Origin of the sequence: Sinorhizobium sp. 8-89, assembly GCF_030124325.1 — a bacterium.
Classification (GTDB): Bacteria; Pseudomonadota; Alphaproteobacteria; order Rhizobiales; family Rhizobiaceae; genus Sinorhizobium.
The window spans coordinates 338,958-363,528 of sequence record NZ_JASKLR010000003.1; the positions used below are offsets into that span (position 1 = coordinate 338,958).

At 62.6% G+C, this 24,571-nt stretch carries 21 protein-coding genes; 4 read left to right on the forward strand and 17 right to left on the reverse strand.

Annotated elements, in window-relative coordinates:
* Positions 1-19: 19 nt before the first annotated feature.
* On the reverse strand, positions 20-463 hold the full coding sequence (locus tag QN219_RS08955; protein WP_283999261.1) for an Lrp/AsnC family transcriptional regulator: 444 nt from the start codon (positions 461-463) through the stop codon (positions 20-22).
* 114 nt (positions 464-577) lie between these two features.
* On the opposite strand from QN219_RS08955, the gene QN219_RS08960 reads away from it, so the two are divergent.
* Complete coding sequence (locus tag QN219_RS08960) at positions 578-1,162, forward strand: cysteine hydrolase family protein (protein ID WP_283999262.1); 585 nt, start codon at positions 578-580, stop codon at positions 1,160-1,162.
* Between the two features lie 59 nt (positions 1,163-1,221).
* On the opposite strand, the gene QN219_RS08965 is transcribed toward QN219_RS08960, so the two are convergent.
* The 10 genes from QN219_RS08965 to QN219_RS09010 all read right to left on the reverse strand — a co-directional run bounded on the left by QN219_RS08965 (position 1,222) and on the right by QN219_RS09010 (position 12,875).
* Positions 1,222-1,740 (reverse strand): hypothetical protein, encoded by a 519-nt coding sequence (locus QN219_RS08965; protein ID WP_283999263.1) that lies wholly within the window; start codon positions 1,738-1,740, stop codon positions 1,222-1,224.
* 157 nt (positions 1,741-1,897) lie between these two features.
* On the reverse strand, positions 1,898-3,037 hold the full coding sequence (locus QN219_RS08970; protein ID WP_283999264.1) for an ABC transporter substrate-binding protein: 1,140 nt from the start codon (positions 3,035-3,037) through the stop codon (positions 1,898-1,900).
* Positions 3,038-3,793 carry a siderophore-iron reductase FhuF gene (gene fhuF, locus QN219_RS08975; RefSeq protein ID WP_405052119.1) on the reverse strand — a complete coding sequence of 252 codons (756 nt, stop codon included), beginning with the start codon at positions 3,791-3,793 and terminating at the stop codon, positions 3,038-3,040. It lies immediately after the preceding gene.
* A gap of 4 nt (positions 3,794-3,797) precedes the next feature.
* Entirely contained in the window at positions 3,798-5,987 is a 2,190-nt protein-coding gene (locus tag QN219_RS08980) for a TonB-dependent siderophore receptor (RefSeq protein WP_283999266.1), read from the reverse strand.
* A 281-nt stretch (positions 5,988-6,268) separates the two neighbouring features.
* Positions 6,269-7,696, reverse strand: a complete 1,428-nt coding sequence (locus QN219_RS08985; protein WP_283999267.1) for a gamma-aminobutyraldehyde dehydrogenase — start codon at positions 7,694-7,696, stop codon at positions 6,269-6,271.
* 25 nt (positions 7,697-7,721) lie between these two features.
* The gene (locus QN219_RS08990; protein ID WP_283999268.1) at positions 7,722-8,537 is read right to left on the reverse strand and encodes an ABC transporter permease; all 816 of its coding nucleotides are present in this window, start codon (positions 8,535-8,537) and stop codon (positions 7,722-7,724) included.
* Positions 8,527-9,477 (reverse strand): ABC transporter permease, encoded by a 951-nt coding sequence (locus QN219_RS08995; protein WP_283999269.1) that lies wholly within the window; start codon positions 9,475-9,477, stop codon positions 8,527-8,529. The genes QN219_RS08990 and QN219_RS08995 overlap by 11 nt, the downstream gene beginning before the upstream one ends.
* The gene (locus QN219_RS09000; protein WP_283999270.1) at positions 9,474-10,472 is read right to left on the reverse strand and encodes an ABC transporter ATP-binding protein; all 999 of its coding nucleotides are present in this window, start codon (positions 10,470-10,472) and stop codon (positions 9,474-9,476) included. Before QN219_RS09000 ends, QN219_RS08995 begins: the two co-directional genes overlap by 4 nt.
* A gap of 184 nt (positions 10,473-10,656) precedes the next feature.
* Positions 10,657-11,817, reverse strand: a complete 1,161-nt coding sequence (locus tag QN219_RS09005) for an ABC transporter substrate-binding protein (RefSeq protein WP_283999271.1) — start codon at positions 11,815-11,817, stop codon at positions 10,657-10,659.
* 149 nt (positions 11,818-11,966) lie between these two features.
* Positions 11,967-12,875, reverse strand: coding sequence for a LysR family transcriptional regulator (locus QN219_RS09010; RefSeq protein WP_283977646.1), 909 nt, complete (start codon positions 12,873-12,875; stop codon positions 11,967-11,969).
* A gap of 223 nt (positions 12,876-13,098) precedes the next feature.
* Here QN219_RS09010 and QN219_RS09015 point away from each other — a divergent pair, with 223 nt between their 5' ends.
* Together QN219_RS09015 and QN219_RS09020 are read left to right on the forward strand one after the other, a co-directional pair.
* On the forward strand, positions 13,099-14,022 hold the full coding sequence (locus tag QN219_RS09015; protein ID WP_283999272.1) for an alpha/beta hydrolase: 924 nt from the start codon (positions 13,099-13,101) through the stop codon (positions 14,020-14,022).
* 9 nt (positions 14,023-14,031) lie between these two features.
* Entirely contained in the window at positions 14,032-14,475 is a 444-nt protein-coding gene (locus tag QN219_RS09020; protein ID WP_283999273.1) for an ACT domain-containing protein, read from the forward strand.
* 52 nt (positions 14,476-14,527) lie between these two features.
* Here the strand turns inward: QN219_RS09020 and QN219_RS09025 are convergent, their stop codons facing one another.
* On the reverse strand, positions 14,528-16,525 hold the full coding sequence (locus QN219_RS09025; RefSeq protein WP_283999275.1) for a CocE/NonD family hydrolase: 1,998 nt from the start codon (positions 16,523-16,525) through the stop codon (positions 14,528-14,530).
* Between the two features lie 179 nt (positions 16,526-16,704).
* Positions 16,705-18,288 (reverse strand): ABC transporter substrate-binding protein, encoded by a 1,584-nt coding sequence (locus QN219_RS09030; protein ID WP_283999276.1) that lies wholly within the window; start codon positions 18,286-18,288, stop codon positions 16,705-16,707.
* Between the two features lie 130 nt (positions 18,289-18,418).
* Between QN219_RS09030 and QN219_RS09035 the strand changes: the two genes are divergently transcribed.
* Positions 18,419-19,213 carry a helix-turn-helix transcriptional regulator gene (locus QN219_RS09035; RefSeq protein WP_283999277.1) on the forward strand — a complete coding sequence of 265 codons (795 nt, stop codon included), beginning with the start codon at positions 18,419-18,421 and terminating at the stop codon, positions 19,211-19,213.
* Positions 19,214-19,327: 114 nt separating this feature from the next.
* Here the strand turns inward: QN219_RS09035 and QN219_RS09040 are convergent, their stop codons facing one another.
* From QN219_RS09040 to QN219_RS09055, 4 genes are read right to left on the reverse strand one after another with little or no spacing between them, the layout of a single operon-like run.
* Entirely contained in the window at positions 19,328-20,959 is a 1,632-nt protein-coding gene (locus tag QN219_RS09040) for an ABC transporter ATP-binding protein (RefSeq protein ID WP_283999278.1), read from the reverse strand.
* On the reverse strand, positions 20,952-21,779 hold the full coding sequence (locus QN219_RS09045; protein WP_283999279.1) for an ABC transporter permease: 828 nt from the start codon (positions 21,777-21,779) through the stop codon (positions 20,952-20,954). Before QN219_RS09045 ends, QN219_RS09040 begins: the two co-directional genes overlap by 8 nt.
* Entirely contained in the window at positions 21,776-22,888 is a 1,113-nt protein-coding gene (locus QN219_RS09050) for an ABC transporter permease (protein ID WP_283999280.1), read from the reverse strand. Before QN219_RS09050 ends, QN219_RS09045 begins: the two co-directional genes overlap by 4 nt.
* Positions 22,889-22,890: 2 nt before the next feature.
* A complete protein-coding gene (locus QN219_RS09055; RefSeq protein WP_283999281.1) occupies positions 22,891-24,480 on the reverse strand; it encodes an ABC transporter substrate-binding protein in 1,590 nt (529 codons plus the stop codon).
* Positions 24,481-24,571 lie beyond the last annotated feature (91 nt).

Below are 24,571 nucleotides of genomic sequence, written 5' to 3' on the forward strand. Positions count from 1 at the left end.
GGGAGGACATCGTTCGAGATCAGCATCGGCGGTTGAAATGCGTCCTGAGCGTCACATGCGTCTGGACGGTGGCGACACCTGGAATCGTGGCAATCTTTCGCCGGATCGTGTCGAGCTCGCCGTTGGAATCGCATTCAACCAGCAGCATCAGATCCGTCGCGCCTGCGAGCGACCAGCAACTGACCACGTGTGGCATGCCGGAAAGGTGCGGCACGACATGGTCGCAATTCTTGCCGGGCTGGAAGGCGACGGCGACAAGCGCCCGCACGACGGGCGACTTATCCTCCTGACCGAGGCGGATCGTGTAACCGGCAACGACGCCCTTCGCTTCGAGCCGGCGCAACCGCTCGTGCGTGGCGCTGCGCGAGAGACCGGCGTGGCGGGCAAGCGCCACAAGGCTCTGGCGTGAATCCTTGCGCAGGGCGGCGATCAACAGCCGGTCTTTTTCATCGAGTTCAGTCAAATCGTCGTCCCCTGCCGTTGTAGCCGGACGAATGTCCGACCCAGGCGGCATCATGCTGAGTGAAACCGGACGATAGGGCAGTTACCGTTCAGGAACAACGAAGGAGCCTTGTTCATGAACAGCTTGAAATTGCCCGACAATGCCGTCCTGCTACCGATCGATATGCAGCAGGCCTTTGATGCGGCACCGTGGCCGCCGCGCTGGAACGATCGCGTCGACGAGAACGGTCTTGCGCTTCTTGCCGCCTGGCGCGCCGCCAAACGGCCGATCATCCATGTCCGCCATGACAGTGTCGAAGACGGATCGACACTTCGTCCGGAGCGGCCGGGCAATGCATTCCGCCCGGGGTTCGGTCCGAGAGGCGGCGAGCCGCTCGTGACGAAGAGCGTAAACGCCGCTTTCATCGGCACCGACCTCGACTTGCGGCTTCGGCGTCTCGGTGCCGACACCGTCGTGCTCTTCGGCATCTCCACCGACATGTGCGTTTCGACATCGGTGCGGGTGGGAGCCAATATGGGCTATCGCATGATCCTGGTGGAGGATGCCTGCGACTGCTTCGACCTGCCGGACGGCGTGGGCGGCGTGGTTCCTGCGCGGGATATCCATCGCGCGCATGTCGCGACTCTGAGGGCGGAATTCGCTTCGGTCGTGACGACGGGCGAACTGCTTGCGATGCTCGGCCCTGCCGTGGCGGCGTGACGGTCGGCTTCAACGAATCGGCGGAGGGTGCCGGATCGCTTCACAGGCACTCTCCAGGGCTAACGCGTCGCCGCACCTCTCACCTGGCTTACCTCGTAGGTCCATTTCGGCGCGGTGGGTGCCTCTCCGTCCCGGAACGGGAAGGTGAGGAACGTCTCGAAGGGGCGGCTCTGGCCGCCCGGCACTCGGACGAGGATGAGCGCCGTGTCGTCACCGATCCGCTCGCAGGCTCCGCCGGGGCAGTCTTCGAGCGTGACGGTGAGCCGGAAATATTCAAGTGCGAGGGCGGAGCTGTTGCGAACGGTGCCGCGGACGCGGTAGCTCCGTTCGGACTGGTTGCGCTCGAAGCTCACGCCCTCAAGCGCGACGTCCTTGGTCGTGAGGCCGGCAGGGCGGGTTGGCTCTGGCGCCGGCGGTTGCTGATTGCCGCGCTCGCTCAGCCAGATCACGAAGGCGATGCTCAGGCCGAGGGCGACGGCGATTGACAGGACCAGTTCGGCCCGGTTGCGAAAGCGGCTGTATCGGGCCGCGAGATATACGATCGCCACCGCGACCAGCAGCACAATCAACCACAGCATGAAGCTCCTCCTTGCGGAACCTTATATGGCGTCGAGCGCACCTGGCAATTGCTAGGCGCTCGCATCCGCTCGGAGGAAGCGAACTCGAATAAGATGCCTTGGAATCAAGGCGCTAGGCGCCCGCTGCGTTCGCGCTCTTTTCCGGCCGCCGGCCGTGCTACTTTCCCGTCCTCAGGCTGATCCAGTAGCTGCCCTCAAACGGAACCGCGGCGAAGCGGGTGTTGATTTCCGCAAGGCTCGCCGCCGGGTCGACATCCGGAAAAAGGTCCGGGCGCAGCCAGGAGGCGAAGGCTTCCGCCGCGAGGACGTTCAGCGGCACGGCATTGAAGAAATTCCAGAGGCCATGGACGCGCCCGTTGCGGACAGCCGCGATACTCGTCATCACCGGCGTCGTGACTGCTTCTGCCAGTGTCCGCTCCGCGTCTTCCGATTTCACGCCGGGGCCGATGGAGAAGCCGCTGTATTTTCCGCCCGGCGAGGACGTGGCGATGTAGACGTCGGGATTTTCGGCCATGATCGCTTCCGCGTTGACCATGCCGCCCGGACGCGGCAGCTTTCCCTCGACGATATTGCGGCTGCCAGTGATGCTGACGAATTCGCCGAGACCGCCGACGCCATAGGCCCAACAACAGGCGGCTGCACCGGGGAACGCTTCCATGAGCACCGTCGGTCCCGGCTCGGGATGCTTCGCAACCCGTTCGCGGATGCGCGCGAGGCGCTCTTCATAGAAGCGGGCGAAATCGTCCGCCTGCTTCTCGCGCTCGAAGATCTTGCCGAGCAGCCGCATGTTGCCGGCGGTGTTCTTCAAGGGGTCGCCGTTGAAGTCGACGACGACCACCGGCACGCCGACGTTTTCGAGATAGTCGATCGCACGCTTGCCCGGCTCCGTATCGGCCTGCCAATTGGCAAGGATCGCGAGATCGGCCTTCAGCGTCAGGAGCGCCTCGAAAGAAAGGCCGGCTCCGCTGCCGTCATCGATCAGCGGCACATCGGCAAGTTTCGGAAACTTGTGGACGAAGCTTTCGTAGATCTCCGGATTGTCATTCTTCATGTCACTCGACCAGCCGGCCAGCAGGCTTACGGGATCCGGATGGATGAGCGAAAGCGCGACGAGATTGAAGCCGCTGCCGAGCAGAACCGCCTTCGGTGGGGCCGGAATCGTCACTTGCCGGCCGACGGCGTCAGTGATGGTCATCGGCCATTGGGTCTCCGCACGGGCGGCAAGGCAGAACAGTGTCATCGACAGAAGCGCGATGGCCCGGATGATGATTACAAGAGCGAGACTGGGGCGAGACAACTATTGTTTCCTTTGGCTGGGAAGGGCGCAAAGACTGCCGCAGCTCGGGATGCCGGGGAGAAGGTACCTGAGGCAGCAGATCTTGCGTCGGCAGACGCTTGTCCCGTCCTCTTCCTCGTGGCGAAGGCAATCGAAGAAGGGGTTCGGCGCGCCATTGGGCAACAGGCGACAGCCGACCATCGCATCGGCCTGATCGCTTAAGGGTTCGGTTCCGGCCGTGCGAAGGGCATAGTCGATATAGACGGCGGCATTGTTCCAGGCGAGCTTGGGCGAAATCCCGCCGACAAATTTCAGGTGACCGACGACCTTGGCGAGGTGTTCTTCCATCAACGGAGCGAGGACGGACAAAATCTCCTGCTCACCGTCCTCCCGCCAGTCGCCGGGCGTCGCGACGCCGAAGGCGCGAGGGAGGCCATCGGCCGAAAGCGCCACGGTCATTGCGTCGAACGCAACGGGCAGCGTCTGGTGGTCCAGGACCCGGGCAACGACATAGGGGATGGTAAGACAGGAGAAATAATAGAGCGACCACATGGAGGCGACGGCACGCCGGTCGCTGCCATTCGACGTCTCGGCATAGGTCGAAAGCGCCCGTTCGAAGGCGCCCGAGGCGAAGAACGTGGAGAGCGGAATGCCGTCGGAGAGGTCTTCCGCCAGCATCATCTTCTCGTTGCACCAGGCATGGGGACCGGCAAAGGCGGCCGACAGGAGCTTTGCTCCGCCGACTTCCGTCATGCTCTCATGCCCGCTAGTTGCCATGGCCTTACCAATTGTAGCGCAGCGAGCCGATGACGGTACGGCCCTGGTCGCGATAGCAGAATCCGGCCGAGCAGACGGGCTCGCGCCGGTCGAAGAGATTGGTGGCGTTCACCTGAAGCCGCAGGCCATCGTACTTTTTGTCAAGCGCGGCAAAGTTGTAGTGCACCGCAGCATCGAAAAGAACGCGCCCGGAATTGCGGATGGTGTTTGCGTCGTTGCCGTAGCTCGATCCGATGAAGCGCGCCCCTGCGCCGAAGCCCAACCCGGCACCCGGACCGTCTTCCGGCAGCGTGTAATCGGCCCAGATTGACGCCATATGGCGCGGCACGGAGGAGACGTAATTCCCAACCGTTCCTGCCGGGCCCTGAATGATCTTCATATCGGTGTAGGCGTAGGCGGCAGTAAGCGAAAGGCCGTTGTCGAGGCTCGTGTTCGCCTCGATCTCGAAGCCGCGCGAGCGCAGCTTGCCGCGCTGCACCTGGATGTTTGCAGGGCCCGAAGGCAGGTTGACGACCTCGTAGTAGAGCCCGTTCTTCTGGTCGATATTGAACAAGGCGGCGGAGATCAGCGTGTTGCTGTTCGGCAAAAGCCATTTGACGCCGATTTCCTCCTGGCTGCTTTCCGTCGGCTTGAACGGCTGGTTCGTTTCCAGGTTGAGGCCGGCATTAGGTGCAAAGGCTGTCGAGTAGCTGATATAGGGCGCAAGGCCAAAATCGGTCTCATAGGTCAAGCCGATGCGGCCGGAGAATTCCTTGTCCGTCTGAGACACTGTGGTGAGCGTGTCCGTCAGCAGGTCGGTCGTATCGGTGTCGGACGAGACCCAGTCATAGCGACCGCCGATCGTCAGCGTCCAGGCGTCGTAGCGGATCTGGTCCTGCAGGTAGGTGCCGACCTGCCACTGGTCCTGCACGACGCGCGTTTGGAAGTCTATCGGGGCGACGGCATCGCCGCGGGTGGGGTCCTTCGTGTCGAGCGGCGGCGAGGCGCCGCGACCATCGAGCGAACGCCAGCGCAGTTTTGTCAAATCGACGCCAGTAAGCAGTGTGTGGTCGAGGGCGCCGGTTTCGAAGTTCGATTCGAGCTGGTTGTCGATCACAATGGCGTTCAGTCGTTCGTCGAACGTTCCGGCGCTGCGGTCGATAAGCGTCGGATCGACGGCATTAGGAGCATAGGCAAAGGCCCAATCGGCATCGATGTTCAGCGTGGACACGCGTGCATTCTGACGGAAGACGAACGTGTCGTTGAACCGGTGCTCGAATTCATAGCCAACCCGGCCCTGCGTCTGTATCGAGTCGTTGAAGGCGGGGTTGCCGGCGAAGAAATCCGTCACCTTGCCCGTGGTGGTGTCGTAGTAGTAGGCCGCCGTGCCACCGGTCTTGGTCCGCGAATATTCACCGAGAATGGTAAGGCTGGTGTCCTCGTCCGGCTTCCAGGTGAAGGCGGGCGCGACATAGGCGCGATCGTCCGGAACACCGACCTGCTCCGTGTCGGCATCGCGCAGGAGACCGGTCAGACGGTAATAGACCGGATCAGTTTCATTGACCGGACCGGAGAAATCGAACTGACCTTGATAACGATCATGACTGCCGTATTGAACCTGCACCTCGCGCAACGTCTCTTCAGTCGGACGCTTGCTGATCAGGTTGAAAAGCCCCCCGGCTCCTGACGCACCGTAGAGGGCAGAGGAAGGGCCGCGCAGGATCGATACCCCTTCCAGGCCATAAGGTTCGGTCTTGAACAGCGATGAGCCTGCTCCCGGCTGACGCAGGTTGTCGCGGAAAACGCCGGTATAAGTCACGTCGAAACCACGGACCGTAAAGCTGTCGAAGCGCGGGTCAAAGCCGTAAGCGCCGACACGAGAGCTCGGTGTATAGGCCAGGGCATCAAGCAGTGTCTGCGGATTGCGGTCCTTCAACTGCTGTTCCGTTACCGTCGAGATAGACTGCGGCGTCTCAAGGAAGGGCGTATCGACCTTGGCTCCAGTCGCACTGCTGATGCCCACATAGCCTTCCGCCGTGATCACGCCGCCGCTGCCGCCGTTGACGACCAGCGTTTCGAGTGCAGTCGAATCGCCAGTGGACGTCGTCTCCTGCTGTGCTTCCTGCGCCTGCGCGGCGGCGACGAGAGCAAGGGCGGAGGTGCCGGCGAGGGCGGCGCGGACAAGCGGCAGCAGAAGGCTTCTGGTGGGGGGCATGCGATGCAACTTTCTGATCGATAAGCGAAATCCTATAAGATGAGCTATTCACTCATGATTTTTGCACGCGCAAGGATTTTTTATGACTCAAAGACTCATGTTTTCGGATTTGTGGGAAATCTGCAACAGGCGGACGGAGGCCAAGCCTTGCGCCGGGTCACGTTGCTGAACTATCGATCAGGCGAGAAAGAATGCCCTCCGGCCGTCTTTCGACAATCGAAGGGCAAACCGGCTCCTTATGTGTAGCGAATCAGCGGTTAGGGCGTCGCTACCGATCGGCGTCAGCCATGATTAATCATGATGTGGCGAACGGCCGTGTAATCCTCGAGCGCATAGACGGACATGTCCTTGCCGTAGCCCGACTGCTTGACGCCGCCATGCGGCATCTCGTTGGTCAGCATGAAATGCGTGTTGATCCAGGTGCAGCCGTATTGCAGTCGGGACGCCGCCCGCATCGCCTTGGTGATGTCCCTCGTCCAGACGGAGGAGGCGAGGCCGTAGTCGCTGTCGTTCGCCCAGGCGACGGCATCATCGCTGCCGGTGAAGCGCGTGACGGAAACGACCGGCCCGAACACCTCGCGGCGGACGATTTCGTCTTCCTGCGTGGCGCCGGCGACGACGGTCGGCTGGAAGAAGAAGCCATCCTTGCTGCCGGCGCCGCCGCCGGTGGTGATCTCGATGTGCTTCTGATCCGCCGCCCGTTCCACAAAGCTCGCGACGCGATCGCGCTGGCGCTTCGAGATCAGTGGACCGATCTCGTTTTCGGTATCTTCGTCAAGGTTGTAGCGGATCGTCGAGACGGCGGACGTCAGATCGGCGACGAGCGTCTCGTAGATGCCCGCCTCGGCATAGATGCGGCAGGCGGCGGTGCAATCCTGGCCGGCATTGTAGTAGCCGAAGGTGCGGATGCCGTTCACAACAGCTTCCAGGTCCGCGTCGTCATAGACGATGACAGGCGCCTTGCCGCCTAGCTCGAGATGCGTGCGCTTCACCGTCTTGGCGGCCGCGGCGAGCACCTTCTTGCCGGTCGCGATATCGCCGGTGATCGAGACCATCGAGATCTTCGGATGGTTGATGAGCGTGTTGCCGACCGTTTCCCCGCGGCCGGTGACGACGTTGACGACGCCTTCGGGCAGAATGTCCGCGAGCAACCGCGCGAGCTTCAGTGCCGTCAGCGGCGTCTGTTCGGAAGGCTTGAACACCACCGTATTGCCGCCGCCGATCGCCGGCGCCAGCTTCCAGGCCATCATCATCAACGGGTAGTTCCAGGGCGCGATCGAGCCGACGATGCCGATCGGGTCGCGGCGGATCATCGAGGTGTGGCCCGGCAGGTATTCGCCCGCCGTCGGGGCGTGCAGGTTGCGCACCGCACCGGCGAAGAAGCGCCAGCAGTCGATGATCGCCGGCAGTTCGTCGTTCTTCACGGCATTGATCGGCTTGCCGCAGTTCAGCGCTTCCAGCGCGGCGAAGCCGTCGGCATTCTTCTCGATCGCGTCCGCGATCTTCAGGAGATAGTTCGAGCGCTCGGCGGGCGTCGTCTGCGACCAGGCGACGAAGGCGCGCTCGGCCGCGTCGACGGCGACGTCGAGCTGCGCATGGGACGCCTCCGCGACATCGATGATCTTGGCGCCCGTTCTCGGGTTCAGGATGTGCTCTTCGACCTCGGTTCCGGCTTCGAAGCGCGATCCGATCAAGAGTTGGGTGTCCATGTCTGTTCTCCCTTTACGTTCGATATCATTTGCCGGCACCGGCGATCTGATCGCCGTCGCGCGTCAGGTAATAGGCGCCGAGGATCGGCAGGAAGGTGACGACGACCACGATCATGGCGACGACATTGGTCACCGGACGCTGACGCGGGCGGATCAACTCTTCCAGCATCCAGATCGGCAGGGTCGATTGCTGCCCGGCTGTAAAGGTCGTGACGATCACCTCGTCGAAAGAAAGCGCGAAGGCGAGCATGCCACCGGCGAGGAGTGCCGTGCCGATATTCGGCAGAATCACGTGGCGGAACGTCTGGAAGCCGTCGGCGCCGAGATCCATGGAGGCTTCGATCAGCGAGCCGGAGATCCGCCGGAAGCGGGCAACCGCATTGTTGTAGACGACGACGATGCAGAAGGTCGCGTGGCCGAGAACGATCGTCCAGAAGGAAAAGGGGATATCCGCCATCGAGAAGGCCGAGCGCAGCGCGATGCCGGTGATGATGCCGGGAAGCGCGATCGGCAGGATGACGAGAAGCGAGATGGTCTCGCGGCCGAAGAAACGGGTCTGGCTGACGGCGGCCGCGCAGAGCGTGCCGAGCACAAGGGCCGTCGCCGTCGCGATTGAGGCGACCTTGACCGAGAGGGTCAGCGCCGCCCAGACGTCCGGCCGGTCCCAGGCGACACCGAACCACTGCGTCGTCAGGCCGGGCGGCGGGAACTGGTAGCTCTTCTCTTCGGTCGTGAAGGCGTAGAGAAAGATCAGCAGGATCGGCACATGCATGAAGGCCAGGCCGCCGGCGGCTGCGATCTTCAGGCCCACGGGAGCGCGGTTCGATTTCTCAGAGCGCATCGAAGGCTCCCATGCGTTTGGCCATCCAGAGATAGAGGCCCATGATGACGATCGGCACCACGGTGAAAGCGGCTGCGAGCGGAATGTTGCCGGCGGTGCCCTGTTGGGCATAAACCGCCTGGCCGATGAAAAGCCGCGACGAACCGATGATCTGCGGAATGATGTAGTCGCCGAGCGTCAGCGAGAAGGTGAAGATCGATCCGGCGACGATGCCCGGCAGCGCCAGCGGAAAGAGCACGTGGCGGAAGGTCTGGGCCGGCGTGCCGCCGAGATCCGACGACGCTTCGATCAGGTTCGTCGGCACGCGCTCCAGCGCCGCCTGGATCGGCAGGATCATGAAGGGCATCCAGACATAGACGAAGACGATGAACGTGCCCGTGTAGCTGACCGACAGCGAATTGCCGCCGACGACCGGAACCGCGAGCCATGCATCGAGCAGCCAGAGGAGATTAAGCTTCTCGAAGAACCAGTTGAGAATGCCTTCCTTGGCGAGGATCAGCTTCCACGCATAGATCTTGACGAGATAGCTCGACCAGAGCGGCAGCATGACCCCGAGATAGAACAGCACTTTCCATTTTCCGCGCGCATAGCGGGCCGCGTAATAGGCGATCGGAAAAGCGATGAGCGCGGAGACGAGCGTCACCGCGGCCGCCATCGTGACGGTACGGATGATGATGTCGAGATTGGTCTCGCTCAAAAGCTGGCGGTAGGTGGCGAGCGTGAATTCGTAATTGATGAGGCCGGAGAAATCGTCGATCGAGAAAAAGCTCTGCAGCAACAGCGCGAAGAGCGAGCCGAGATAGACGACGCCGAGCCAGAGGAGTGGCGGCCCGAGAAGTACCGCGAGGAGCGCATACGGGTGTCTCCAGAAGAAATCCGAGAGACGGCCAGCCGCGCCGCGGCGTTCCGGAAGGATGATGCTTTCGGCGACGATGGTCATGCGTCCTCCATCGGGTGAAGGTCGCGTGCGGCGAAACTGATCGTGACTGGGCTGCCGATGGAAGGGACCGCGTGCGCAGCGGGGCTTGCAACAGCGATACGCGCGCCTTCGACATCGACGACGACGCGGTTTGTTGCGCCGAGGAAGCTCTGGCCGGCGATGGTGCCGGCCAGGCTGAGTGCGCCATTGCTTGCGGGGGCGATCGCGATCGCTTCCGGCCGCAGGCTGGCGAAGGGCGCCTTCAGCCCGAGCGTCTGGCAGAGCTTCGTCGAGAGGACGTTGGACGAGCCGACGAAATCGGCGACGAAGCGGGTTTTCGGCTGGTTGTAGACCTCTTCCGGCCTGCCGAGCTGCTGGATCCGTCCCTCGTTGAAGACAGCGATGCGGTCGGCCATCGACAGCGCCTCGCCCTGATCGTGGGTGACGAAGACAAAGGTGATGCCGAGCGATTTCTGCAGGGTCTTCAGTTCCTCCTGCATCTGTTCGCGGAGCTTCAGATCGAGCGCGCCGAGCGGCTCGTCGAGGAGCAGCACCTTCGGCTTGTTGACGAGCGCACGGGCGAGCGCCACGCGCTGGCGCTGGCCGCCGGAAAGCTGGCCGGGGCGGCGCGCGCCGTAGCCCGGCAGCTTGACCATGGCGAGCGCGTCCTCGGCGGCCTTGCGCCGCTCCTCGCGGCCAATGCCCTTGACCATCAAGCCATAGGCGACGTTGTCGAGGATCGAGAGATGCGGGAAGAGCGCATAGTCCTGGAACACGGTGTTGACGCTGCGCCGGTAGGGCGGGACACCCTCGGCCGTCTCGCCGAAAATTTCGATATGGCCGCCGGTCGGCTGCTCGAAGCCGGCCATCAATCTGAGGCATGTGGTCTTGCCGGAGCCAGAAGGTCCGAGCATGGCGAAGAATTCGCCCTCGACGATGTCGAGATTCACGCGGTCGACGGCGCGAACCGCGCCGAAGTAGCGGGAAACGTTGTCGAAGAGGACGGCGGTGGTCATAGGGAAACTCCAGTATTCCGGCCCCTCATCCGCTGCCGCGACCTTCTCCCCGCGAGCGGGGAGAAGGGGACTCGGCGGCCGGCGCCTTGCCTCAAGGTCGGCTTTGCCGAAGGCGTTCCCTCTCCCCGCGAGCGGGGAGAGGGTTAGGGTGAGGGGCGATGCTTGCGATGCAGTTGCGACTGGCTTACCGCCCGCCGATCACGCCGATATAGTCGGAAACCCAACGGTGATAGGGCACGCACTCGCCCTGGCTTGCGCATTTAGTCACCGGTGTCTTCCAGAACTTGACCTTCTCGAAGTCCTCGTAGCCGTTGGTCTTGCAACCGGCGTCGGTCAGCAGTTCATTGCCCTTGCAGGCGGCACCGACCGATGGATTGGCGCCGAACCAGGCGGAAACGTCGCCCTGCACCTTGGGTGACAGTGAATGCTCCATCCACATATAGGCGCAGTTCGGATGCTCGCTTTCGGCGTGCAGCATGGTCGTATCGGCCCAGCCCGTTACCCCTTCCTCCGGGATGACCGAGGCGATCGGCAGCTTTTCGGCCTCCATCAGGTTGACCTGGAACGGCCAGGAGCCGGAAGCGACGACGCCTTCGTTCTTGAAATCGTCGATCTGGATCATCGCATCGTGCCAGTAGCGGCCGACGAGGGTGCGCTGGGTGCGAAGCAGGTCGAGCGCGGCCTTGTACTGATCTTCGTTGAGCTCGTAGGGATCCTTGATGCCGAGTTCTGGCTTGTGCGCCATCAGGTAGTTGGCGGCATCGGCGACGTGGATCGGACCGTCATAGGCTTGGACCCGGCCCTTGTTGGACTTGCCGTCCGGCAGGGTCATTTCCTCGAAGACGACGTTCCAGCTCTTCGGCGCTTCACCCTTGAAGGCTTCCTTGTTGTACATCAGCACGTTAGGGCCCCAGACATAAGGGGTGCCGTAGTGGACGCCGTTGACCGTGTGCCATGGCGCATTCTGCATGCGCGCGTCGATCGTCTTCCAGCTCGGGATGAGGTCGGTGTTGATCGGCTGCACGCGTTTGCCGGCCACAAGGCGGAGGGAGGCGTCGCCGGAAGCAGTGACGAGATCGAAGCCGCCTTCGTTCATCAGGGCGACCATTTCATCCGACGTGGCCGCGGTCTTGACGCTGACCTTGCAGCCCGTCTTTTTCTCGAAGTCGGTGACCCAGTCATAGTTCTTATCGGTTTCGCCGCGCTCGATATAGCCGGCCCAGGCGACGATCGACAGCTCCCCTTCGCCCTTGCCCAGCTCCTTCAGCGGCTCCTGCGCGAGCGCAGGGGCGACGAGGCCCAGCGAAAGAGTGAGCGCCGTGCAGGATTTCAACATCTGCTTCATCGGAAGTCTCCCCAGTTTATGCAGCGTTCTGCAGCTTTGTTCCCGATCGAAGCGTGCCTTGATTTCTCCGTATTCGCAAATTCATTAAACAGAATGGCGGTATCGGTTTTGCCGATAGCGAGCAGTGAAGTAAGGAGCGCTTTTCGACTTCAGCGCGGGCGGGCGCTGCGCAGAGCTTCCGCGATGCCGACAAAATCGCGAGCCGATTGCGGCAGGCTCGAGCCTTTGCGCCAGACCATGCCGACCTGCACCACCGGCAGCGCGCCGGAGACGTCGCGGCTTTCGATGCGGTCGCCTTCCAGCGACCACGGTCGGTAGACGAGATCCGGAAGCAGAGCGATGCCGGCGCCGGTGGCGACCAAGCTTCTGACTGCCTCGACCGAGCGGGTACGGAAGGCAACGTGCGGGCGGGCGCCGAGCGCCGTCAGGAGCTTGCCGGTGTTCTCCTCGATTTCGTCCACCGTCAGCATGATCAACGGCTCCTTCGCGATGTCGTCGACCGAGATGATGTCGGCGCTGACCAGCGGATGGCCGATCGGCAGCCAGAGGCGATAGGGCGAGGTTTCGAGGATCTCCGCCTGCAGCGCCATGCGGTCGCGCAGGTTCGAAATGACCATGACCGCGACGTCGAGCTCGCCGCCGATCAGCAGATGCTCGAGATAGGAGCCATTGTCCTCGATGGCACTCACTTCGACCCCGGGGCAGGCACGCCGGTAGCGCGCCAGCAGGTCAGAGAGCACATAACCGGCGACGAGCGAGGTAACGCCGAGATTGAGCTTGCCTCCAAGTTCCTCGCGGCTGTCGGAAAAGCTGCGCCGTGCATCGGAGACGTCGGCGAGGATCTTCGTCGCATGGCGCAAGAACTGGTGGCCGTTATGGGTGATCGACAGGCCGCGCGGATGGCGATCGAAGAGTTCGACCCCGAGGTCGGTTTCAAGTTCCTTGATTGCTTCGGTGATCGAGGACTGCGAGATCGACAGATTTTGCGCCGCGCGGGTGACCGAGCCCTGTTCGGCGACGGCGATGAAATACTGCAATTGCCGGAGTGTGAATGCCATGATCGGACTTAACACCGGCCAGGGACCCGATGGCAAGCGAGGCGAAACGGCTGCGCCGTGCCCTGCCGCAATTTGTCATGCGTCGGACGATGCCGATGGTAAGCTCTCTTCCACAGCGCCGTGCGACTTTTCAGACGCACAAAGGTCGCTGTAGCACTTTGAATTACTGCATGTTTCCTTAAATCGGCAACGATTTAAGGAAACATGCAGTCGGGAGAGCAGGATGGATTCGAAGACTTCGCGACCAATGCCGACCGAGCCGGGTATTCTCGCCTTTCATGAACGCTGCGAGGCGTTCTATCCCGCCGATGCTGTCAACGCATCAACTGAGCAGCAGCGCCAGTGGTACGACGCGCTTTGCGCCGAGTTCGACGCGCCCTCCCCGGCAGGGCTTACACGGCAGGACGAGCGTTTGGTCGGGCGGATTCCGGTCCGGCGCTATCGTCCGGCGGAGATCGCCACCGAAGCACGGATCTTCTACATCCATGGCGGCGGTTTCGTCGTCGGCTCGCTGGAAAGCCATGATGCGATTTGCGCCGAGCTTGCGCATGGGGCGCGGGCGGAGCTCGTCTCGGTCGACTATCGGCTTGCGCCCGAACATGCCTGGCCGGCGGCGTTCGATGACTGCTACGACGTGCTGAGAAGCCTGCTTGCTGGAGGTCGCCCGCTGGTTGTCGCCGGCGACAGTGCCGGCGGCAACCTCGCGGCGGGCATCGTGCTCAAAGCGAAGGCGGACGGGCTTCCCGGCATTGTGGGCCAAGTTCTGATCTATCCCGGCCTCGGCGGCGATCTCGTCAGCGGGTCATATGCCGAGATGGCGGAAGCGCCGGGGCTTTCGACGATGGACGTGGCCTATTATCGCGCCGTACTGCAGGCGCCACCGGAGGATGCCTTTGCCTACCCATTGAAAGCGACCGATCTCGCAGGACTGCCGCCGGCCTACATCACGGGCGCATACTTCGATCCGCTTCGGGACGATGCCAGGGCCTATGCGGCGCGCCTCGCACAGGCAGGCATCGACGTGACATACAGGGAAGAGCCGCAGATGATCCATGCGTGGCTCAGGGCACGCCACATGAGTCCCGGCGCGCGCGAGGGATTTCGTCACCTTCTTGATGGCGTGGCAAGACTGCTCGGGACGGCTTGAGAGATGACGATGAATGGAGAAACCGACCTGCAGCGCCTGCTCGCGGATATGAATCCTATGCTGCGCGAAGGCGAGTATGTTTACTGCGCCGTCGAGGACGACGCCGCGTCCTGGCTATTGTTGGAGCCGATAGGCACGTTCCGCGAGCCGGAGGGCCTGACGCTGATCCTCGAGCGATCGCGGGCGGACGCGGCCGGGCTCTCCTACGGCCCGGTTCTGCGCCTTATCACACTCAGCGTGCATTCCGCGCTAGAGGCCGTGGGACTGACGGCTTCGGTTTCCGGCGCGCTGACGCGAGCGGGCATCAGCGCCAACGTCGTCGCGGCCTATTACCACGACCACGTCTTTGTTCCGGCGGCCGACGCGGAGCGAGCGATCGAGGCGTTGCGGGCGTTAAGCTCTGAGCTTGCCTCTCACTCTAACCCTCTCCCCGCTGGCCGGGAGAGGCGATAGCCGTATCGGCAGGCCGGATGAGCGGCGGTTGCCCCGGCCGGAAGCCCGCCGCCTACATGAAATCCCGCTTGATGCGCTTTTCTAAGCTCTTCTCGAAGATTTTCTGTTCGCCCTCGAAAGCCTCGACCTTTGCCGACGTGATCCACTCCGTCTGCGTACAAGCCAAACGTGATGTCGAAACCGTCCTGACCGACCAGTCGTCGCGGCGAGCGACGCAGGTCCAGGTGGAAAGGCCCGTCATCGAATGCGGGTCGCCGGGCGCGATGGACCAGGTCTCGTCGCGGATATCCTGGGTGGCATAGCCGGTGTCCGGATGTTCGGAAAGCCCGGTGTCCTCGTGGATCCGATAGTGGGTCAGCCCCTTCGTCATGTCGCGCTCGACGGTGCGGCGCGTTTTCCCCGGCGAACGCTCGATGTAGTGCGGCAGCGGGTTGGGGTTTGCAGGCTGCGGCACGACGACTTCGCGATGGGCGCCCAGGAGCGGCAGCGACAGCAAAAGGGTGGCGGTGTCGATCGTCAGGCCCGGATCGGTCGGCGGCGGCAGGATCATGGGCCAGTAGGACGTCGAGAGCGACAGGCGGATGCGGTGACCGGCGCGGAAACGATAGCCGCAGGCGTCGAGCACCAGCGTCACGCGCGCCTTGTGGTTCTTCTCCATCAGTATCGGTTTCGCATTGCCGTTGCGATGGGCGAGATTGAGGACGCCGAAGGCGACGCGCGTTGCCGTGCCGTCGGGATGGATATCGACGAGGCGTGCGACGAGGTTGGCGGTGTCGGCGCCGCAGGCTACGTCGAGGCTGAGGACCGGCTGTCCGAGATAGTCCTGCGCTTCGAGCAACGGGTGCGTTTCGAAGGTGAGGGACCCGGCGTCATCGATGCGCTGGTCGCCTGCCATCTCGGCATCCGGCTTCAGCGTAAAATATTCGCCGGCAGCCGTGCCGGTATCGAGCGGTGAGCGGATGTAGACGTCGCCGACGCCCTTCGCCGAAGAAACCCCGGCGGTCAAACTGCCGTCGCCCGCGATCGCAAAGTTGCGCATTTCCGGCGAGGTCCAGACGTCCTTGGCGATCCATCGCCCCGGGTCTTCGTTTCGTCGGAGCCCAGGTCTCGGCCCGTCGAGGATGTAGGCGCGCATTTGCGGCAGCTGTTCCGCGTCGTTTTTCTCGTCCCTCAGCCAGCGGTTCCACCAGCGGATCGCCTCGCTGTGGAAATCGGCACGCGGCTTCGGCCAGGCGAAATGCGGGTATTTATGAATCCAGGGACCGATCAGGGCCTTTGCCTTGCCGCCGAGGCCTTCGACAGCCTTGATTGGGGTATTGCGATAGCCGTCCGCCCAGCCGGCGATCACCAGGGCGGGAATCGGGAAACCGTCGAAATCCTCCGAGATCGAGCCATGGCGCCAGAAATCGTCGCGGCGCTGGTGTTTGAGCCATTCCTCCATGAAGAAGGGTTCGTTCTCGAGCCGCTCCAGCCACATCTCCTTCCATTGTTCACCGACGAGGGCCGGATCCGGAGAACGCGATTGATAGGCGAGCATGGTCGCCGCCCAGGAGAGTTGCGCCGAGAGATGGCAGCCGTTCTTGTAATGGATGTCGTCATTGTAGCGATCGACGGTTGACGCGATCGAGATGACCGCCTTCAGTGCCGGCGGCTTGAGGGCGGCCACCTGCAGGCAGTTGAAGCCACCCCAGGAAATGCCCATCATGCCGACCTTGCCGTTGGACCAAGGCTGCGACGCGATCCATTCGATGATCTCGCAGCCATCGGAAAGTTCGCGCGGCGTATATTCGCCATCGATCACGCCATCGGATTCGCCTGAGCCTCGGATGTCGACGCGCACGCCGGCGATGCCGGCAGCCGCGAAGACCGGATAGGTGGATTCGTCGCGTGCACAGGTGCCGTCGCGCTTGCGATAGGGCAGATATTCGAGCACGGCCGGCACGGGGTTCTGCTCCGTGCCTTCGGGCATCCAGATGCGCGCGGCAAGCCGCGTCCCGTCCTTGAGCGTGATCCATTCGTTCTCGACGACGGTGAAATTGCGATCGGCCACCTTGTCTACCTTCCATGCCTGACTATTGAGACGCGGGATGCGGGCGGAAAACCGCACGCACCTTTTCTTATCCCGCTTTACAGCGCCGCGCGTCCAATCGGACGCGCAAAGCCCGCTGTAGCACTTTGAAGTGCTGCATTTGTGCGACGTCAGGTGATTCCACCTGACTGCAAAACGCTTTAGCCTTCGAACCAGACGCGGCTTCCGACATAACCGTTCGAAAGGTCGTTGCCGATATCGTGCACGAAGCCCTTCAGCGAGGCGGAGGCGGCGTTCACATAGTCGTTGAAGACGGGCAGGATCAGGCCGCCTTCGTCGCGCACCATAATCGCCATCGTATGATAGAGTTCCTTGCGCTTGGCGTCGTCAAGCTCGGACCTTGCCTGAAGCAGGAGTTTGTCGAAATCCTTCCGCTTGAAGCGCGTGTCGTTCCACTCGGCGCTTGAGAGATACGAGGTCGAGTAACGGGAATCCTGCGTCGGGCGACCGCCCCAGTAGGAGGCGCAGAAGGGCTGGACGTTCCAGACATTGGTCCAGTAGCCGTCCTCCGGTTCGCGCCGAACTTCGAGCTCGATGCCGGCCTTTTTGGCGCTTTCCTGGAAGAGAACCGCCGCATCGACGGCGCCCGGGAAGGCGGCATCGGAAGTGCGCAGCAGGATCGGCCGGTCATGACCGGATTTCTTGTAGTGGAACGCGGCCTTGTCCGGGTCATAGACGCGCTGCTCGATTCCCTCCGGCGCGAGCGCGTAGTTCTCGTTGACCGGGTAATCGTTGCCGAGCTTGCCGTAACCGCCGACGGCCCGATCAAGGATGGCCTGCCGATCGATGGCGTATTTCAGCGCCATCCTGAGGTCGTTGTTGTCGAAGGGCGCCGTGTCGCAATGCATCAGGAAGCTGTAGAAGCCTTTGCCTGGCGTCTGGAGGATCTGGACGCGCGGCGCACGCTCGAGAAGCGATACGGTTTTCGGATCCACGTTGTTGATGAAGTGCACCTGGCCGGAGGAAAGAGCCGCGATGCGCGCCGAGTTGTCGTTCATGACGATGATTTCGACGCTATCGACATAGCCGCGGTCCGAACGCCAGTCGGCTGCGTTCTTTTCGAAGGTCGCGCGGATGCCGGCCTCGTAGCTTACGAGCTTGTATGGACCCGTTCCGATCGGCGAGGCAGGATTTTCGACGCCGCCGCCCGGCTGGATGATCAGGTGGTAATCGGTGAGAAGCAGCGGCAGGTCGGCATTGCCTTCCGAGAGCGTCAGAACGAGCTCGCCGGCCTTTTCCTCGATCGTCTTGATCGAGCGCATGAGGCCGAGCGCGCCCGATTTCGAACCCTCGTCGGAATGGCGCTTCAGCGTCGCGACGACGTCGGCGACGGTCAGCTTATTGCCGTTATGGAAGGAGATGTCGTTGCGGATCTTGAAGGTCCACACCGAAGCATCCGCGGAAGGCTCCCAGGAGGAGGCGATGGAGGGCAGGGGTGCGCCCGTCACCGGATCGGATTCGACGAGCTTGTCGCCCCAGAGATGGCCGATCACGAAGGAGACGGAGCCGGTATAGGCGGCGGGATCGAGGGAATCGGTTGTCGCGCCTCCCTTGAGGCCGAGCTTCAGGTGGCCACCGCGTTTCGGCTCCTGTGCCTGAGCTTTGCCCGGCAAGCTACCGAGGCCGGCGGCGAGGCCGAGTGCTGCCGTGCCCGCGAGGAAGCCGCGGCGGTTGATGCCGGCCGGAACGATAAGGCCGTCGGGACGCTTCGTGAATTCGGTCATTTTCGGGGTTCCCCTTTTTGTGCTTGTTCAAGGGAAAACCTAGCGCCTGCCGGATAGCACGCAATTTCGCGACTTGACGCTGGTTTACGCTAGTTTACGCTGTTGGCATCAAGGGTTTGGGAATGCCGACGTGGAACAGGTCGATACATTCGTCATCAATTTGCGGTTCGCCTGCGCCACCCGGCGCTCGATCTCGCAGATTTGCCGCGAGATTGGCATCAATCGCCAGCAGTTCAATCGCTACATCAGCGGCGAGGCGCGGCCGTCGGCGCACAATGTCGCGCGGATCGCGGCCTTCTTCGGGCTTTCCGCGCAGGATTTCTCATTGTCGCCGAAACTGTTCGAAACGCGCATGACGGGCCCCGGGCGCGACCGTTCGGAGGCGCGGCTGCTGTTCGAAGGCTTTCCGGGCGATATCTCGGCGCTCAGGCGGCACGTCGGCTACTATCAGACCTATCACATTTCGCCGTCATGGCCCGGCCTCGTCGTCTGCTCCTGCGCGCGGATATACGAAGACAGCGGCTCCATCCGCGTGAAATCGATCGAACGCATCCGCGATGCCGCCAACGAAATCCAGCAGTTCTCGAAATATGTCGGTCTCGTCACCTTCTGGCGAAACCGCATCTTCATCACCGAGCGAAGCGTCGGGCGGCAGCCAATGCTTTCGCAAACGATCCTGATGCCGTTCGAAGTGCATCAGCGCATCTACCTCCGGGGGACGACCATGGGCGTTTCCTGGCGCAAGGAAAACCAGCCATACGCTTCGCGCATGATCTGGCGCCATATCGGACAGGAGCCGGATATCCGCCAGGTGCTCGAGCGTTGCGGTGTGCTCGCCTTCGGCTCGCGGCAATTGCCAGCAACGGTCAGGAGCTTTCTTGATACGCCGGCCGCCGAGGTGTTGACCGTGCCAAGCGAATACTAAGGGGCTGTGCCGCGAGCGGCGTGCCGACCGAGCGCAATTCCAGGAAAGCTGTCGCGGTTTCTGTCCGAATTGCGTCTCGCCAGCTTTCTCTCCCCGCGCGGGGAGAGAAAGCGATCAGTTTCCAGCGCTTTCCATACGGCGGGTCTTCAGCACTTTCTCGAGCCAGCCGATTTCCATCTCCGGCACCGATTTCAACAGCAGGTCGGTATAGTCGTCGAAGGGTGGCGAAAGCACTTTCGATTTTGGCCCGAAGCGCACCAGCCGACCGCGATGCATCACCGCGACGCTGTCGGCGATGGCGCGAACGATGGCGATGTCGTGGGTGATAAAGACATAGGAAACAGCGGTTTCCTCCTGAAGCCTCAGAAGCAGATTCAGGATACCTTCGGCCACCAGCGGATCGAGGGCGGAGGTCGGCTCGTCGCAGAGGATGAGTTCGGGCTTGGCGGCGAGCGCCCGGGCAATGGCGACGCGCTGCTTCTGCCCGCCGGAAAGCTCGGCTGGATAACGATCGAGGAAACGTGGTCCCATTTCGATCTGGTCGAGCAGTTCTTTCACCCGCTCGGTCTTCTTTGCGCCGTGCATGCTGAAGTAGAAGGAAAGCGGCCGGCCGATGATGTCGCGAACCGTCTGTCGCGGATTCATTGCCGTGTCCGCCATCTGGTAGATCATCTGGACGCGGCGCAGCTCGTCGTTGGTCCGGCCTTTGAGCGCCTTGGGTAACTCCTTGCCGTCGAAGGTGATGCGGCCCTCGCTCGGTGGCAAAAGCCCGGTAATGACGCGGGCGAGCGTCGATTTGCCGGAGCCGGATTCTCCGACGATCGCCAGCGTCTGGCCCTTCGGCAGATGCATCGATACGTCGTGCAGCACCTTGAAGCCGTTGGCATATCCGGCATGGACACGCTCGATCTTGAGAAGCGTGCCCGACTGGTCCGTCGCCTCGTCGCGTTTCGCCTGCCGGACGCTGACGAGGGCTCGGGTATAGTCTTCCTTCGGCGCTTCGATCACCTGCTTGGTCGTGCCGTATTCAACCGTCTTGCCATGACGCAGCACCATGATGTCGTCCGAGATCTGCGCGACGACAGCCAGGTCGTGGGTGATATAGAGCGCCGCCGTATGCGTCTCCTCGATCGCGTGCTTGATCGCCGCGAGCACGTCGATCTGCGTGGTGACGTCAAGCGCCGTGGTCGGTTCGTCGAAGACGATCAGTTCGGGGTTCGGGCAGAGCGCCATCGCGGTCATGGCGCGCTGCAACTGGCCGCCCGAAACCTGGTGAGGATAGCGATCACCGAAGGTTTCCGGATTGGGAAGGCCGAGCACCCGGAAGAGATAGAGGGCGCGTTTCTTTGCCTCCTCGCGCGACATGAGTCCGTGACGGAGCGAGGCCTCAATCACCTGGTCGCCGAGCTTGTGAGCGGGATTGAACGCGGCGGCCGCGGACTGCGCGACATAGCAGACATGGGCGCCGCGGACCGTGTTGATGCCGCTGCGGTCGAGCTTCAGGATATCCCTGCCGTTGAGCAGCACTTCGCCGCCGGTGATCCTGGCGCCACCACGGCCGTAGGCAAGCGCCGAAAGGCCGATCGTCGACTTGCCGGCGCCGGATTCGCCGATGAGGCCCAGCACCTTGCCCTTTTGCACGTCGAAGGAGACGCCCTCGACCAGGGTCACGACCTTGGGCGGCTCGCCGGGCGGATAGCTGGTCGCCTCGATTTTCAGGTTCTTGACGGAAAGAAGCTCAGGCATCGCCACGCCCTCCTTTAAGGCTCGAGGTCCGCTTCATCAGCCAATCGACGACAAGGTTGACGCAGATGGCGAGCGTCGCGATCGCCGCACCCGGAATGAGCGCGGCCGAAATGCCGAAGATGATACCGTCCTTGTTGTCCTTGACCATGCCGCCCCAGTCGGCTGCCGGCGGCTGGATGCCGAGGCCGAGGAAGGAGAGGGTGGAGAGAAACAGGATCGAGAAGGCGAAGCGCAAGCCGAATTCGGCAAGCAGTGGCGAAAGCGTGTTCGGCAGGATCTCGCGGAAGATGATCCAGAGACTGCCTTCGCCGCGCAGCCGCGCCGCCTCCACGAATTCCATCACCGCGACGTCGAGCGCGACGGCGCGACCGATGCGGAAGACGCGAGTGGAGTCGAGCACCGCCATCACGAGGATCAGGATCCAGAGATGCTGCGGCAACACCGCGAGAACGACGAGGGCGAAGATCAGTGTCGGGATCGCCATCATCAGATCGTTGAAGCGTGAGAAGAGCTGGTCGACGAAGCCGCCCATGACCGCGGCGGCAAAGCTCAGGATCATGCCGAGCGAGAAGGACAGCACGGTCGCCGCCAGCGCCACGAAAATCGTGGTGCGGGCGCCATAGACCAGGCGGGAGAACAGGTCGCGCCCGAGATTGTCGGTGCCGAGCAGGAAATCGCCGCCGGCCGGCAGCCAGATGTCGCCGACAACGTCGCGCTCGCCGTAGGGTGCGATAACAGGCGCGAAGATCGCACAGAGGATGGTGATCGCGATGCCCGCGATGCCGACCCAGGCGCTCAAGGGGATAGATCTCAGGTTCATCGCGGGTGCCTCAGCCTCGGGTTGGCGAGAATGGCGAGAATATCCGCGGCCATGTTGAGGAAGATGTAGAAGGCCGCAAAGATCAGGCCGCAAGCCTGGACGACCGGCATGTCGCGCACGGTCACAGCATCCACCATGTATTGCCCCATGCCCGGATAGACGAAGACCACCTCGACGACGACGACGCCGACGACCAGATAGGCCAGATTCAGCGCGATGACGTTGATGACCGGGGCCACGGCGTTCGGTGCGGCGTGGCGGGCGATGATGCGGAACATGCCGAGACCCTTCAGCTCCGCGGTCTCGACATAGGCCGAGGACATGACGTTGAGGATCGCCGCCCGCGTCATGCGCATCATGTGAGCGAGAACGACGAGGACGAGGGTCGCGACGGGAAGCGCGATCGCCGAAAGTCGTTCGATGAAGCTCATGCTGTCGTATACGGTCGCGGGGAAGGTCGCGACGCCCCATTTGACCGCGAAGAACATGATCAGCAGGTAGCCGATGAAGAATTCAGGCAGCGAGATCGCCGCGAGCGATATCACGTTGATGATCTTGTCGGGCATTCGGTTGCGGAACTGCACGGCGAGCATGCCGAGCCCGACGGCGAGCGGCACGGAGATAAGCGCGGCGAAGAAGGCAAGGAACAACGAATTGCCGAGCCTATTGCCGATCTGTTCGCTGACCGAATTCTTGCTGGCCCAGGAGGTGCCGAAATCGCCCTGCACGGCGCCGCCGAGCCAATTGAGGTAGCGTTCGCTCCAGGGCCGGTCGAGGCCGAGGTCCTTGCGGATGTTCTCGACCGCCTGCGGCGTCGCCGACTGGCCGAGATAGGTGGTGGCGAAATCGCCGGGCAAGGCTTCGATGCCGCCGAAGATCATCAGCGACACGGCGAAAAGCAATCCAACGCTCAGGCCGAGGCGCTGAAGGACCAGCGCCGCGAGAGGACGGCGAAAGACGAAACGCCGCCAGAAGGTACCCCCGATCGCGCCGGTGCCGGCGGCGGGGTTGGGTGTTGCTGGAACTCCGGAAAGATCGGCGGGCCGCGGATGTGTTTCACCCGCGGTCCCATCGGTCAGAACCGGACCAGTGATCGGTCCGCTTTCCATCGTCACGCGTCCAGCCACACCCGGGTTGCGACATAACCGTTCGACATGTCATTGCCAATGTCGTGGACATAGCCTTTCACCTGCTTGGTGGCGGCGTTCACGAAGTCGTTGAACATCGGCAGGATGAGGCCACCTTCGTCGCGCACCATCATCGCCATGGTGCGGTACATTTCCTTGCGCTTGGCCTCGTCCAGTTCGGACCGCGCTTCGAGCAGGAGCTTATCGAAGTCCTCCCGCTGGAACCGGGTGTCGTTCCAGTCGGCGTTCGAGAGATAGGCGGTCGAATACATCTGGTCCTGGGTCGGGCGGCCGCCCCAATAGGAGGTCGAGAAGGGCTGGACGTTCCAGACGTTCGTCCAATAGCCGTCGCCCGGCTCGCGCTTCACCTCGATCTCGATGCCGGCTTTTTTGGCGCTCTCCTGGTAGAGAACGGCGGCATCAACGGCACCGGGGAAGGCGACATCGGAGGTGCGCAGCAGCACCGGACCGCTATGCCCCGACTTCTTGTAGTGGAAGGCGGCCTTGTCCGGGTCATAGGTGCGCTGCTCGATGCCTTCCGGGAAGAGCGCATAGGTATCGTTGATCGGGAAGTCGTTGCCGACCTTGCCGTAGCCGCCGAGGATGCGCTGGACCAAGGTCTCGCGATCCATCGCCAGTTTCAACGCCATCCGCAGATCATTGTTATCGAACGGCGCCGTGTTGCAATGCATGATGAAGACGTAATGACCGCGGCCGGACGTGTTGAGGATTTCGACGGTCGGCGCGCGCTTCAACAGGTTCACCGTCTTCGGATCGACGCGGTTGATGTAGTGCACCTGACCGGACGAAAGAGCGGCGATGCGAGCTGTCGCGTCGTTCATGGCGATCAGCTCGATCGTATCCACGTAGCCGCGGTCCGTGCGCCAATCGTCCGCATTCTTTTCGAAGGTGGCGCGCACGCCGGGTTCGAAGCTCGCCACCTTGTACGGACCGGTGCCGATCATCGCGTCCGGGTTGTCGAGGCCGCCGTTCGGCTGAATGATGAGGTGATAGTCGGAAAGCAACAGCGGCATGTCGGCGTTGCCTTCCGTCAGCGTCAGCACAAGCTTGTCGCCATCGGCCTTGATTTCCTTGATAGACTTCATCACGCCGAGCGCGCCCGATTCCGACTTGTCGTCAGTGTGGCGCTGCAGCGTCTTGATGACGTCGTCGACCGTCAGTTCCTTGCCGTCATGGAACTTGACGCCCTTGCGGATCGTGAAGGTCCAGGTCGCCGCGTCAGCGGAAGGCTCCCAGGATTCGGCGAGTGCCGGAACCGGCGCACCGGTGGTCGGATGGGTTTCGACGAGCATGTCGCCCCAGTTACGGCCGACGACGAACATGAACTGCGAGAGGGCCTTTGCCGGGTCCTTCGAATCGGTCGCGGCGGCGCCTTCGAGACCAAGCTTCAGATGCCCGCCGCGCTTCGGCTCTTGCGCCGCGGCACTGGTTGCGAAAAGCGTACCGGCCGTGGAGGCGGCGATACCGAAAGCGGCCGCGCGTCCGAGAAACTCACGCCGGTTCATTTTGCCCAGCATGACCTGCCGTGTCAGATAATCCTTGTAATCGCTCATTCCCCTGTTCCCTTCTTTCAGTCGGCATTCGCCGTTCGTTGTGATTGGTAGAGACTGTTGCGTATCACCATCATTTGAAATGGCTTCGAAG

Bases quoted from the DNA above. Each gene is read 5' to 3' on its own strand.
- QN219_RS08960 (WP_283999262.1), top strand. From the start codon at position 578: ATGAACAGCTTGAAATTGCCCGACAATGCCGTCCTGCTACCGATCGAT.
- QN219_RS08965 (WP_283999263.1), bottom strand. From the start codon at position 1,740: ATGCTGTGGTTGATTGTGCTGCTGGTCGCGGTGGCGATCGTATATCTC.
- fhuF (WP_405052119.1), bottom strand. From the start codon at position 3,793: ATGGCAACTAGCGGGCATGAGAGCATGACGGAAGTCGGCGGAGCAAAG.
- QN219_RS08980 (WP_283999266.1), bottom strand. From the start codon at position 5,987: ATGCCCCCCACCAGAAGCCTTCTGCTGCCGCTTGTCCGCGCCGCCCTC.
- QN219_RS08985 (WP_283999267.1), bottom strand. From the start codon at position 7,696: ATGGACACCCAACTCTTGATCGGATCGCGCTTCGAAGCCGGAACCGAG.
- QN219_RS08990 (WP_283999268.1), bottom strand. From the start codon at position 8,537: ATGCGCTCTGAGAAATCGAACCGCGCTCCCGTGGGCCTGAAGATCGCA.
- QN219_RS08995 (WP_283999269.1), bottom strand. From the start codon at position 9,477: ATGACCATCGTCGCCGAAAGCATCATCCTTCCGGAACGCCGCGGCGCG.
- QN219_RS09000 (WP_283999270.1), bottom strand. From the start codon at position 10,472: ATGACCACCGCCGTCCTCTTCGACAACGTTTCCCGCTACTTCGGCGCG.
- QN219_RS09005 (WP_283999271.1), bottom strand. From the start codon at position 11,817: ATGAAGCAGATGTTGAAATCCTGCACGGCGCTCACTCTTTCGCTGGGC.
- QN219_RS09010 (WP_283977646.1), bottom strand. From the start codon at position 12,875: ATGGCATTCACACTCCGGCAATTGCAGTATTTCATCGCCGTCGCCGAA.
- QN219_RS09015 (WP_283999272.1), top strand. From the start codon at position 13,099: ATGGATTCGAAGACTTCGCGACCAATGCCGACCGAGCCGGGTATTCTC.
- QN219_RS09020 (WP_283999273.1), top strand. From the start codon at position 14,032: ATGAATGGAGAAACCGACCTGCAGCGCCTGCTCGCGGATATGAATCCT.
- QN219_RS09030 (WP_283999276.1), bottom strand. From the start codon at position 18,288: ATGACCGAATTCACGAAGCGTCCCGACGGCCTTATCGTTCCGGCCGGC.
- QN219_RS09040 (WP_283999278.1), bottom strand. From the start codon at position 20,959: ATGCCTGAGCTTCTTTCCGTCAAGAACCTGAAAATCGAGGCGACCAGC.
- QN219_RS09045 (WP_283999279.1), bottom strand. From the start codon at position 21,779: ATGAACCTGAGATCTATCCCCTTGAGCGCCTGGGTCGGCATCGCGGGC.
- QN219_RS09050 (WP_283999280.1), bottom strand. From the start codon at position 22,888: ATGGAAAGCGGACCGATCACTGGTCCGGTTCTGACCGATGGGACCGCG.
- QN219_RS09055 (WP_283999281.1), bottom strand. From the start codon at position 24,480: ATGAGCGATTACAAGGATTATCTGACACGGCAGGTCATGCTGGGCAAA.